Raw genomic sequence first — 12,172 nt, forward strand, 5'->3', positions numbered from 1 at the left:
AAATTCTATTATTTTATGTTGTTTTTATTCGCTAAAATCAAAAAAGATTCCAGAGTGTTGGGAACCCTAAAGGGTTTCCCAACACTCTGAAGAAGCTTACGTGAAAACGTAAGCTTCTTTCTATATCTTATATAAAGTGAAACGCTAATCTCTTCATCTGTGACCTAGATTATAAAATTACAGCTTCGAATATATACATTATATCCCTACTCACTACATCTCTCGGGTTTCACATCGTATGGGGCTAAAAAAGGCCCTGACCGCTTCTATTCGTGACTGGATCATCTATTCCATCTAAAAAGAAGTCTTTTATCTCTTTAGCTCTTTGTTAGTTCTTTCTCATCTTTCATGCTATAGTAACCTAAGTTCACAACGATTAAAAAATAACCGCCCATAATCCCTACTGCAAATGCCCACATCACCATATGGTGCTCAATTTCGTACATAATAATAGCGCCCAAAATAGCAGCCGCAAAACGATTAAACATACCAAGCGTCGGTGCTTTCGTTTTCTTTACGATACTATCTCCAAGCTTCTCAATTCTTCTCCCTAAAAGCCAAACGCAATACATACTTACGATAAGTCCAATTCCTGCACCTAAAAAATGTGCTGAAAACGGTGTTATCATCCAGCCTAGTAAAAGAATACCTAGTATATAATACGATTGAATTTTAAATGATCTTAGTGACATACTAATCATGCTGTACCTCTCTTCATTCGTTCTTATCTATCCAACAAAAAATTTCTTTCAAATTCAAATTAAAAACAACATAAACAGTATGTTTATGTTGTTTAAATGTTTTTAGAAAATAATATTATACAAGATTTCAAACATCATATTCTCATATTTTGTGACGGTTTTTCAAACTTTTTTCGTCCATTTATGAAAAAAATGATATCAATCTATGAACATACGGATATGATGTAATAAGCACACAAATAAAGGGGGCGTCTAATGATTTATTTTTTAATGGCTCTCATTCACCTCATTATCCCTGCACTTATTGGACTTTCATTGTATTGGTACACGAAAAATCATAGCATTTTTTACGCTGTCCTCGGTGTTCTTCTTCCAGGTATTATTCTTATTACACTCTTCCGTATTCCATTTTTAAACTTAATTCCACTTATTACTGCTATCTTGTTTCTCATCTTCTTACCAAAAATAAAAAAATAGGAAAGCAGATCATAGGTGATCTGTTTTCCTATTTTGATATAGGTTCCTCTGCAATAGAATGAACTTTTACTTTCTCCGATTTCACAAACCATAGACCGACAAAAATGATAATTCCACCGATGATTTGTTGAAACGATACATATTCATTTGCCCAGACAGCTGCAAATAGAACCGCTACAAGCGGCGTTATATACATATATACCATCGTATGTGACGCCCCAATTTTTTGAACACCAACATACCACATTACTAGACCAAATACTGTTACAAAGAAAATAGAATATAGTAAAGCAAATAGTGTCATTCCGTGAGTAATGTGAAATGGCATGACAAACACATGTGGACCACTTAACAATAATAGCGGAATCGCACCCACTAATGCAGACCATGCAGTAACACGTAATGCTGAATATTTTTTAATTAATGGTCCTGCTAAAACAGGATAAAGCCCCCAGCATATTGATGTAATAAGTCCAATTCCATTGCCATAAAAAGAACTAGTAAGTGAATGTCCTGCTACTAAAACTAAGGCTACACCAACAAAGGCAGTCATAGAACCGATTAACTTTCGAGAAGAAAACTTTTCTTGTTTCAAGAAAATCGCAAATGCAGTTGTAAAAATAGGTGAAATAGAAATGAGTAAAGAGGCATTTGTAGCGGATGTATATTTGACAGTTTCCATAAATAACGTTTGATACAGTACAATACCTACAACGCTAACGATAATTAATCTAGGTATATCCGTTCGCTCCATATAAACCGACTTTTCAATACAAAAGGTAAGGAGTAACAGAAGCGGTGCCGCCGCCATCATACGAAGTGCAGTAAACTCAATTGCTGTAAATTCTAAAAGTCCATACTTCGCAATTGTATAGTTAATCCCCCAAATAATAACAACACTTAAAATTAATAACTCAATTCCCCATCTTCTCATGCGTATCCCCTCCGCAAAGAAGATTATACAGAAAATTCAATCACATGTACATTTCATTATGTGAAAAATCTTTTTATTATATGAAACGTTTTGGTAAATGAAATTATATCGGTGCAACTCCATTTATATCAGCGATTTTTTCAATATATCAACTTATAAAATAAAAAAAGTGAGTCCAAAATACATTTTGGACTCACCTTTACTATACTCGAACGTGTAATTTCATATTTGGATTATAAAACTGGCTTGGGCTCTTCAACTGAAAAGTTCCTCCACCTTCATGCCAATCAACCGTTAACTTATCGTCCATAAATACAAGCTTTGTACGATCAGCGATAAAATTCATTGTGCTTGATTCAATATCCACATCGCGCTCATCTTTCTCTGCTACAGCTACTAAATCGATGATTCCGCTCATAACACAACCGCAACCTTCATTATCATAAAATAACTTTATATATTTCGCTTCACTTGGAATCGTATCCATAATCTTTTTATATGCTGCTTCTGTTACAGTAACGTACATATGTTAATCTTCATCCTCTCTTCTCTTATCATTCATATATTGTATCACCATTTTTCTTAAAAGTTATATACAGAAAATTAAGACTAATATACAATGTATGTGATAAAGTTTCAGCAATCGAGCTTTTATGAGTAGTTCATGCAGGAGAAAGGATGTTTACTATCTGTGTTCAAACTACAACGATATCCCATGTTATTAGGTGTATTTAGTAGTTTCTTCATTTCTAGCGGAATGCTATTACAGCATGTACTTCCCTATTCTCCTTCTATTAGCTGGATTCTAGGTTTTATTTGTTTCCTATCCGCTTCTTATTTTGCTACGAAGAATACAAACAACTCATAAAGCAAGAATCATCTTAAGGAGGATTATCAAACATGCCAGCCTTAAAAAAAATAGAGCAATCACTCGATCACTTATTCCAAATTGAAAAATACGGAAAAGATAGTGCCTTTAGTCGATTTATCCCAGCCGTATATGATCCTATCAAATTTCCTTGGCAACAATTTTTCGAAGCAAATTTTGTAGATTTATTTAACGGCCTTATGATGCACGGATCTGAAAATGTAAACAAAGTATTTTTAGCTGTATTCCCTACAGATGACGTTCTTGAAACATTCATTTCACAATCCACACCCGGTGATTTACTCTTTATGCATCATCCCCTTGTAATGGAGTGCGGTGATCCGCTTGGAAGATCAGGCCGCGGTTTCTTACCAATTCCTGAAAAATATTTGCAAGGAATAAAAGAAAAACAACTTTCTATAATATACATGTCACGTACCAATGGATTTTCATCAAACACATGGAACGAGTATTTCAATTGCAAAAGCATTAAACGCTACTGTAGTGGACGACTTTGCATATGGAGGTCCAGAACAAGAACCAGTTGGCCTTATTTGTGAAATAGATGAAACATCAACAGAAGCACTCCAAAAACATCTAAAACAACTCTTCCAGATTCCTTACACAGACTTCGAAGGTAAACGACATGATTCCATCAAAAAAATCGCAATTATCGCTGGATGTGGCGATGTCGTATCTTTAATGAAGGAAGCAGAAGAAAAAGGTGCTGAAGCATATATTACAGGAGAAATCCATTGCCATATCGATAATGATTACGGCAGACATAAATACTCGCTCATTATGGATTATGTAAAAGAAACGAATATGTCTCTAATTGGTGTGTCACACTCTGCCTCTGAATATTTAGTGAAAGAGACATTGATGTATGATTGGTTTAAAGAGAATTTTGATGTGGATGTTATTTTACTTCCTCAGGAAAAATGGTGGCTCTAACACTACTTAATTCTCCTCCCGCTATCTTTTGAAATCTAGACACAAAAGACGATCTGCCACACAAAATTATAGAATTCATAATATATATATATTAGTTCTATTTTAAAAACTAGATTTTGAAAATATAGAAAGGAGAACATATATGTACCCACGTAATTTTTTTAGTTGCGATGGCAGACGCAACAGCGGTTCTAACGGAAATACTGGACCCACGGGGAACACCGGAACTACGGGGAACACTGGACCCACGGGGAACACTGGACCCACGGGGAACACTGGACCCACGGGGAACACCGGACCCACGGGGAACACCGGAACTACGGGGAACACCGGAACTACGGGGAACACCGGAACTACGGGGAACACCGGACCCACGGGGAACACTGGACCCACGGGGAACACTGGACCCACGGGGAACACCGGACCCATGGGGAACACCGGAACTACGGGTAATGCTGGACCTTCCGGAGCTGGTTTCCAAAGTACTACCACCTTTAGTCTAGCAGCGGCTCCCAACTATAAAAAAGGACAAGTTGTCACTTATACGGGCAGTGGCTATGTTGTAAAAAAAGATGCACCTCAAGGGTTTCCTAATATATCTCCAGATTATATCGTATTAGTAGAAAGTGGACCTACCGGTAGTACCGGGCCTACCGGCATCACTGGGCCTACGGGGAACACTGGACCTACGGGCATTACTGGACCTACGGGATCTGCCGATAGTGCTTCAGCAAAAAGTATTGTTTTTCAAGGAACAAATGCTGGTTTTCAACGTATAGCGGGTTCTCCTGGAATTGACTCCAATGTTATTCCATATGTCACTGCTGGAGCCGGTAGTATTGTCGGCTTTTCTGCGTCTATAAATATAAATAATTTACCTGCTGCTATTTATACGATTAATATTTGCAGAAATGTCCCAACAAACCTCACACCCCCTTCTTCTAGCTACATCCTATCTACTATTACCTTAACTACTACTGACAAAATTACCGGAACTATGGTATTTTCCATTAAACCAACGGATAGCGGAGCAGGACAAATTCAAGTATTTAATCCTACTCCGGCAGTAGGTCCCGCTACTGTAACTTGGACTAGTATTACAACTGGAAACCCAGTTGCAAGAGGAGATGCTATATCCCTTTATATTACCCCTGGAATTACTGCAAGTGCTGTATATTCTATTTTTCTAATTACCGATATATAGCAATTCATTTCATAAAAAAAGACCCGAAATTCGGGTCAACAAATAGAAATATAAATGAACTACAACAAATAACAGACAAAGCCATTATATATTTTTCATAGTAAAACATCCATTATTTTCTTTTTACACTATCAATATATTATTTTTCGTTATCGTCCTCTTTTTTAGAACGTCTACCTAAGAAGAACACAAGAACTAATAATATAATTAACAGTAGTACTCCGCCGATAATGTAATATAGTGTGTAGTCTTTTTTCGCTTCTACCGCTGTATCATTTAACTTATCAGCTGTCTTGCCTTCAATTGTAAATTTTTTCGTCCATTCCCATTTTTGATCGCCATCAGTAGCTTTCACTTCTACTCGGTACGTTCCTGGATCAAATGCTTTGTTTTCCCAGCTAATAGCGTAATCAAAGTTTGAGTTTGGCGCCATTCTTAAATTTTCTTTTTTCGCTTCAAATAAAACGTCCGTACCTTTTTCTTTATATATCTTTGCATCAACACTTAAATTTTTTAACATTGCTGGCTTTACGTTTTGTAAATTTGCAGTAACGACGTTACGCCCGTTAATTTGTGTTGGCTTTACTTCGTTTAATTTCATGTCTGGTTTTACTTCAGCATCTGTTTCTTTTAAAACAACACCAATTGCGTATGCATATTTATTTTCAATTTGCACACCTTCATCTTTTTTCTTTGCATTCTCATCTTCTTTTTCTTTAAAGTATAAACCACCTAGAATAACACCATCAAACGACTCACTTGGCATTTCCAAGTTTATATCAACTGTCACTATGCTGTTAGCTGGGACTTTCGTTTCTTTTGGCATTTTAGCAATTTTAGAAAACGGATATTTCAAAGTAGAATCCGTTTTTGGTTCTACTGTACTATAATCTGTAATACCATTGCTATTCGTAATTGCTGTATTAGCAAACGATTCTACCACAACTTCTTTATTCGTATCATTTTTCATTTGGACTTGAATTGTTTGCTTTTGTCCAGGTTGCATTTTCAAATCAAAGTACGTTTGATTTTTATCAATTTGATTTTCTGGTATAACTGCTGTCACAGCAAATTTCATTTCAGCTGCATATACTGAAAAAGCGTTTATCATGAAGAATGTAATTAATAGTAAGCTAGTAAATAGTTTTTTTACCATCTCTTATGTAGTCCCCTTCATATCCATTTTATAGACAAGAAAGAGATAAGGTTAAAGCCATTCCCTTATCTCTTCTCATTTTCCTCTTTTATCTTAAAATTCCTCTTACCTACATAGGAGCGTCTGTTAGCTCCCAAGTTAGTGAAGTTGTGTATTGTGTTTGTTCTTTTTTCGTTTTACCTGGTACAGATAACTCTACGCTTTGTTTCGCTTCTGTTGCATCTTTACCGAACGTATTTACCCACGTACCCATACCTTGGTTTTCTTTTGCATCGATTAAATCAGATGCTGCACCACTTGGATTTAATGTGATAGATTGCTCTGCTGTTGGTGCGTCGCTACCTGCATTTGATTTCAAAGCTGAATTTTTTAATGTTAATGCCGCGCCATCCAACGCTTTATCATCTGCAGTTTTGAATTGACCATTTTGTTTTACTGTTAAATGCCATCCTGCATTTGTACCACGGTTATCTGTTACTTGAACGTAGTTTGGCACGTCAATTACAGAACCGTCTACTTTTTTCTTTACTTTATCTAATTCTGCAAAATAGATTTCGTTATTCCCTGATGCTTTTTGTGTTTTAAAGTTGAAGTTAGATACATAATCAATACTTAGTGGACCATCTGTACCTTTTTTATCTGGATCAACTGGATCTACAGTTTCATCTGGATTCTCTGGATTAACAACATCAATTTTATCTGTATTTTTCTCGAATTTAATGAATGCTTTTGAATCTAATTTCCCGCCATCTTTCTCAGCTGCAAATGCAGACGTCCCTACTGATACTGATGATAATGTTACCGCTCCAATTAATGCTAATTTTGCTAGTTTCATAGTTTTATACTCCTTTATTTTTTAAAATTCATTTATTCTTAATTTTCAATCTTACACAACCTTAGTTTGGTGTATCTTCTAAAGTCCAAGTTAGCTCAGCTGAATATTTCGCACCTTTTTCTTTTGCTGTCGTACCTGGTACGAATAAGCTCACACTCTGTTTACCTTGTTCTGCTCCTTTACCGAATGCAGTGTCCAATCACCCATACCTTTATTCTTTGCGGCAGTAGCAATTTCCACCGCATCTCCACCTGGAGCTAACGTTACTTTATTTTTAAATGTGGTAGGTGCATATTGTGCATCAGTTACAGAATTTACAGCTGGGTTACTTAAGCTTAAAGCTGCATTTGTTAACTCACTATTACCACTTTTAAATTGTGCATTTTGCTTTACTTTCAATTTCCATCCTGCATTTGTACCACGGTTATCTGTTACAGATACGAAGTTAGGTACTTCAACTGTTTTGCTCCCTTGTTTCACTTTGTCCAATTTTGCAAAGTACGTTTGATTATTACCAGAGATAACTTGCTCGCCGAAGTGTAAGTTAGAAACGTAGTTAATACTTAATGGACCTTTTGTTCCTTTTTCATGGTCACCAGGGTTCTCTGGTGTAACTTTTTCATTTGGATTTTCTGGATTATTTGGATCTGTTATGCTTGTATCTTCAATAAACATTACATCTGTTTTAGATTTCATATTTGCTTTTTCTTCCGCAAATGCTGAGGTTCCTACTGCTGCAACTGATGTTAATGATACTGCACCAATTAATGCTAATTTTGCTAGTTTCATATGTACCTTCCCCTTTTCTCTGTTTTCATCTATTTTTTATTTTGAATACACTTGCTTTCCCCTAATTCTTTTGAATACATATAGAGATAAAACAATAGAAAACAATCCTATATATTGTTTGAAGTCCCGTGTCTGGCCTCCTGTTTTCGGTAAATATTTATCTCCATTTTTATTTTTATCAACTGTCTCTTTTTTTGGATTTATCTTTGTCGGATCAGTTGATGTATTTGGTGTATAGCTATTCGAAAATGTAATACCTGCTTTTGAATTCGCACTTGTAGCCGTTACTACATTTGCCATAAGAAACGGCACACATATAAATGTGGAAACGATAATACCAACTATTTTTTTCATTACTCTCTCCTTTCTAAAATTTATATATTTCATATATTTTTAGAGAGGAGCATCGGTTAATGTCCATTCTAGCTGTCCGGAATATTTTGTATTTGCTTTGACATTCGGCCCTGGTTTTACTTGTAAATGAATTCCCTCGTTTTCCTTCCAATTTAGTGAAACCTCCTCGTCGTTTTTAGAAGTATACGAGAATGCTTCTATACTAGAAGTACTTAAAGGTGTATCCTTTCCATTTCGTTTGTAAATCAATGCTCCTGTCAATGTGTCATTTTTTGCTGAAGTTAATGGTGTGATTTCCTTTACATATACACTCCATTTTTGCTTTTTAACACGATCATCGGTTACCTTTAAAGGATTTGAGATCGCTTTCGGTGCGTATGTCGTTGTTTTCGATGGAATTGTTAAATCTCCAAAGGTAATTTCTTTTGGTACGTCTACTAACTTTAAAGTTCCATCAACAACAGTAACTGGAACTTGAATTTCCGCTTGTACACCTTGCTTCGTTTCAATTACAACCGTTACAGTATGATTCCCTATTATTTTGGTATCCGGAATATTGATTAACTTCACTACTGATATTGGTTTATCTACATCCAAATTCGTATCTACAGATAAATCTGTCACAAATTTAGAAATATCCATTTTTGTTAAATCTGTTCCTTGCACTACTTTTTGTGGGACTGATTTCCCAATTGGAATACCTTTATACCTTATTTTTGCGATTCCATCTCGATTACTATCTTGCCCATTCTTATCGCCATCTAAATAATTTTTAGCTGACACCGGTATTTCAAGATAACCACCTTTGTAATATTTCATTACATCGGCACCTTTTACAGGAGAACCTGTAATTGTCATCTCGTAAATTTTCCCGTTGAATTCTTCTGTTTTTAGCGCATTTTCTTTCGCAACTGCAGTGACTTTATTGTTTTTCCTACTAATATCAAAGAAGCTACTTACATCATCTCCACTCTCCACATCTTGAATGGAAACATCATTCACAGTAAAATCCAGGGTTCTGGTGCAAAAAAGCGAAATGATTTGAAAATGCTCTTTCAAACTTGGCAATACTGGTGCTATTACTAAAAAAAGGTGTGTGATCAGTATGGAAAAAGAAAATATATTCAAATGGAAACAGTATCAGCCTGATATCATTGTATTAACCGTACGTTGGTACCTGCGGTACAACTTAAGTCTTCGTGATTTAGTGGAAATGATGGAGGAAAGAGGATTATTCTTAGTACATACAACAATTATGCGATGGGTGCATCAATATGGACCAGAATTAAATGAGCGTATTCGAAAACATTTGAAACCAACCAATGATTCTTGGCGTGTGGATGAAACATACATCAAAATCAAAGGAGAGAAAATGTACTTATATCGCGCGATTGATTCTGAAGGAAACACGATTGATTTTTATTTAAGTCGTAAAAGAGATGCGAAGGCTGCCAAACGTTTTCTAAAGAAAGCCTTGGCTTCTGTTCATGCCACAAAACCTCGTTCGATAACTGCTGATGGCGATAAAGCCTATCCTGTTGCAGTACGTGAACTAAAGGAAGAAAAGTGTATACCACACGGTATACCACTTCGTGTAAAAAAATACTTAAACAATATCATTGAGCAAGATCATCGGTTTATCAAAAAACGGATTCGGAATATGCTAGGATTGAAATCATTCCCTACAGCTATAAAAATGATTACTGGAATAGAAGCTATGCATATGATCAAAAAAGGACAAACTCTCCAAGGGGAGAAGTCTGTCCAAAAGCAGATATATCTTATCAATGAACTCTTTGGTTTAACAGCATAAAGTTCCATTCCGTTAGGAATCTTCTATTCTTTTTTCACATTCCACTATTGTTGCACCAGAACCTAAAATCCTTATTCACTTCACTTTCTAATACAAAAGATTTCGCATAGTGAATATCTTTCGATTGAGCAGGCATATTTTGATATACCTTATAAGAAAGTTGACGGGAATTATCTTCCACAATATCTCCTATTACACTTGGAGCTGGAATTTCAATTTGTGTGATCGCTAATTGGTCGTATGCTACATTAACACCTGAAGCATTTAATCTAACTTCTAGCGGTAATTCTGTTAAATTATCAAATGTAATTGTCATATCTGCTTCTGGAGTAGCTACTGGGCCTGCTGTTCCAGAAAACTCTATTTTATTATTCCCTTTATCTTGATACCTAATTGAACTCGTATCATACACGTATAAATTCGTTAAATGACTACCATCATTACGCAACGTAACATTTTTATAACTATTTATCCTTTTAAAATTCCACATTGCCGTTAATGGTACTTTTTTACTTGTTCCGTGCTCATAAAATTCAAAGGAAGCATTATAAGTTTGTCCTGCCCTTCCGTTCCCATATAATTGTAAAAAGTTTTTTGCATCACCTTTAGTTATTGGTGTTTTAACATCTACAGATGAAGCTGTCATAGATTGAATATTAATACGGACATCAATCCATTTCCCTTGATATTCACCAGCTTTTTTTACTAATACGTACTGTTCTCTATTTGAATTTCTAAATGTATATTGACTTTGACCAGTTCTGTCATCGCTACTACCCTTTACCTCATATGTTACTTGTGGGCTCCAAACAAATCTAAAAGCATATTTACCCGAGATAGAAGGCCCTTCACCTGTTCTATTATTTATTACCTTTACATTTGGATATTTAAGAATACTTGTAACAGGACTAGCAGCTAGTAGAGATTGGCTCTTTAATACCTTCTCAGCTTGAATAGCAGGTAATTCCTGATTATTTTCGTTGACCTTATTGCTCTCTTTTAATTCATTTTCCTTTGATACGAGTTCTTCATTAACCTTTTCTTTCGCTAAAGTCTTCGTTTCTTTTGGAATTTCAGCATTAGTAGCATTTATTTCTTGTTTTTTATTTTCTTCCGATACTTTCACTTTTTCACTGATTTCTTTTTTCACAACTTCCTCTGAAACCTTTGGATTTTCATCAGAAATAGCTACATGTAAAGCCTCTTTTTTCTCTCCAACATGCAGAGAAGGAGATTCAATTTTCTTTTCATTCCCTTCAAACTTCACCATCGGTTCAAATTTGTACTCTCCAGCTTTTTTCATTTGAATGACTACATATACGTCACCGATAGAATGACTTTGTTCATTCTTTTCAATTTTTACAATGTGATCTTCTGTTACTGAAATGTTTTGAATCGCTTTATTGTTTTCATTCATTTTTTTCGTTTCTGCTTCATTAAACAGCTGCTCATTAGATAATTTCAGCTCGATATTAGCATCTTGTTTATTTGTATTTGTAATCTTTAATACTACATTTTCATCAACTTTTATTTCTTGTTTATCCATATGAACGATAAAACGTCCTTGCTCGTCGTTTGTAACCGCATAAACTTTCGTTGCAGAGTAGTCTAGCACACCAACTTGTGTAAATAATATTCCTCCAGCGAGAAGTATACGCCCAAATTTCCCTATTTGTTTTTGCAATGTACTTCCCTCCCTCGCTTCCTATATACTGAATATTTCGAACATTAAATTTATTTTCTAGCTAAATTTACAATCATAGTGTATATTCCTAGAAAATAAAAAGCCTGGTTGCCTTTTCGATTTTCATACATCACAACATGTGTGAAAATCCAAACTGCAACCAGACTATCATAGTAATTTTCATTACCTTAGACTCTTAGCTTTGCGACCTATCCTTTCGAATAGTGTGCCAAATATAGGTATTTATTTATCGTGTTTTGAATATACCATTAAAACCCAAAAAAGAAAATAGTTTTTTTAGAAAAAAACTATTAATTTTTATAATCTGATTTTTTTCTAGGAAATCCATATTGAAAACTTTCAAAAAACATTTTGATGCTAGAAACACATCATACATTCTTTA

General features: G+C 35.2%; 9 protein-coding genes, 4 pseudogenes and 1 riboswitch. Of the genes and pseudogenes, 4 read left to right on the forward strand and 9 right to left on the reverse strand.

What is annotated here, in order from left to right:
- Positions 1–317 precede the first annotated feature (317 nt).
- Positions 318–701 (reverse strand): ATP synthase subunit I, encoded by a 384-nt coding sequence (locus AC3WVZ_RS22740; RefSeq protein ID WP_000624922.1) that lies wholly within the window; start codon positions 699–701, stop codon positions 318–320.
- Between the two features lie 255 nt (positions 702–956).
- Here AC3WVZ_RS22740 and AC3WVZ_RS22745 point away from each other — a divergent pair, with 255 nt between their 5' ends.
- Complete coding sequence (locus tag AC3WVZ_RS22745) at positions 957–1,178, forward strand: hypothetical protein (RefSeq protein ID WP_000639042.1); 222 nt, start codon at positions 957–959, stop codon at positions 1,176–1,178.
- Between the two features lie 28 nt (positions 1,179–1,206).
- Here AC3WVZ_RS22745 and AC3WVZ_RS22750 read toward each other — a convergent pair whose 3' ends face one another.
- Entirely contained in the window at positions 1,207–2,112 is a 906-nt protein-coding gene (locus AC3WVZ_RS22750) for a DMT family transporter (protein ID WP_233935439.1), read from the reverse strand.
- A gap of 202 nt (positions 2,113–2,314) precedes the next feature.
- The gene (locus tag AC3WVZ_RS22755) at positions 2,315–2,638 is read right to left on the reverse strand and encodes an iron-sulfur cluster biosynthesis family protein (protein ID WP_000289570.1); all 324 of its coding nucleotides are present in this window, start codon (positions 2,636–2,638) and stop codon (positions 2,315–2,317) included.
- A 374-nt stretch (positions 2,639–3,012) separates the two neighbouring features.
- Here AC3WVZ_RS22755 and AC3WVZ_RS22760 point away from each other — a divergent pair.
- Positions 3,013–3,934: pseudogene (locus AC3WVZ_RS22760) on the forward strand (Nif3-like dinuclear metal center hexameric protein).
- A 142-nt stretch (positions 3,935–4,076) separates the two neighbouring features.
- Positions 4,077–5,138, forward strand: a complete 1,062-nt coding sequence (locus AC3WVZ_RS22765; protein ID WP_233935441.1) for a collagen-like protein — start codon at positions 4,077–4,079, stop codon at positions 5,136–5,138.
- Between the two features lie 139 nt (positions 5,139–5,277).
- Here AC3WVZ_RS22765 and AC3WVZ_RS22770 read toward each other — a convergent pair whose 3' ends face one another.
- From AC3WVZ_RS22770 to AC3WVZ_RS22790, 5 genes and pseudogenes are all read right to left on the reverse strand, one after another.
- Positions 5,278–6,294, reverse strand: coding sequence for a WxLIP family cell surface protein (locus AC3WVZ_RS22770; RefSeq protein WP_000239421.1), 1,017 nt, complete (start codon positions 6,292–6,294; stop codon positions 5,278–5,280).
- Between the two features lie 109 nt (positions 6,295–6,403).
- Positions 6,404–7,129 carry a WxL domain-containing protein gene (locus AC3WVZ_RS22775; RefSeq protein WP_000761535.1) on the reverse strand — a complete coding sequence of 242 codons (726 nt, stop codon included), beginning with the start codon at positions 7,127–7,129 and terminating at the stop codon, positions 6,404–6,406.
- Between the two features lie 61 nt (positions 7,130–7,190).
- Positions 7,191–7,918 (reverse strand): annotated as a pseudogene (locus AC3WVZ_RS22780) (WxL domain-containing protein).
- Positions 7,919–7,954: 36 nt separating this feature from the next.
- A complete protein-coding gene (locus tag AC3WVZ_RS22785; RefSeq protein ID WP_025710008.1) occupies positions 7,955–8,272 on the reverse strand; it encodes an EF2685/EF0750 family sortase-dependent surface protein in 318 nt (105 codons plus the stop codon).
- Positions 8,273–8,311: 39 nt separating this feature from the next.
- A pseudogene (locus AC3WVZ_RS22790) lies at positions 8,312–9,283 on the reverse strand (WxL domain-containing protein); the annotation flags it as partial.
- A 94-nt stretch (positions 9,284–9,377) separates the two neighbouring features.
- Between AC3WVZ_RS22790 and AC3WVZ_RS22795 the strand changes: the two are divergent.
- Entirely contained in the window at positions 9,378–10,085 is a 708-nt protein-coding gene (locus AC3WVZ_RS22795; protein WP_100910607.1) for an IS6 family transposase, read from the forward strand.
- 64 nt (positions 10,086–10,149) lie between these two features.
- On the opposite strand, the pseudogene AC3WVZ_RS22800 reads toward AC3WVZ_RS22795, so the two are convergent.
- Positions 10,150–11,769 (reverse strand): annotated as a pseudogene (locus tag AC3WVZ_RS22800) (WxL domain-containing protein); the annotation flags it as partial.
- A gap of 152 nt (positions 11,770–11,921) precedes the next feature.
- Positions 11,922–12,010: riboswitch (cyclic di-GMP riboswitch) on the reverse strand.
- Positions 12,011–12,172: the final 162 nt, after the last annotated feature.

The organism is Bacillus sp. CPT56D-587-MTF (assembly GCF_058792335.1).

Coding starts and splice junctions, on each gene's coding strand:
- AC3WVZ_RS22765 (WP_233935441.1), top strand. CDS start 4,077: ATGTACCCACGTAATTTTTTTAGTTGCGATGGCAGACGCAACAGCGGT.
- AC3WVZ_RS22745 (WP_000639042.1), top strand. CDS start 957: ATGATTTATTTTTTAATGGCTCTCATTCACCTCATTATCCCTGCACTT.
- AC3WVZ_RS22785 (WP_025710008.1), bottom strand. CDS start 8,272: ATGAAAAAAATAGTTGGTATTATCGTTTCCACATTTATATGTGTGCCG.
- AC3WVZ_RS22750 (WP_233935439.1), bottom strand. CDS start 2,112: ATGAGAAGATGGGGAATTGAGTTATTAATTTTAAGTGTTGTTATTATT.
- AC3WVZ_RS22740 (WP_000624922.1), bottom strand. CDS start 701: ATGATTAGTATGTCACTAAGATCATTTAAAATTCAATCGTATTATATA.
- AC3WVZ_RS22770 (WP_000239421.1), bottom strand. CDS start 6,294: ATGGTAAAAAAACTATTTACTAGCTTACTATTAATTACATTCTTCATG.
- AC3WVZ_RS22775 (WP_000761535.1), bottom strand. CDS start 7,129: ATGAAACTAGCAAAATTAGCATTAATTGGAGCGGTAACATTATCATCA.
- AC3WVZ_RS22755 (WP_000289570.1), bottom strand. CDS start 2,638: ATGTACGTTACTGTAACAGAAGCAGCATATAAAAAGATTATGGATACG.
- AC3WVZ_RS22795 (WP_100910607.1), top strand. CDS start 9,378: ATGGAAAAAGAAAATATATTCAAATGGAAACAGTATCAGCCTGATATC.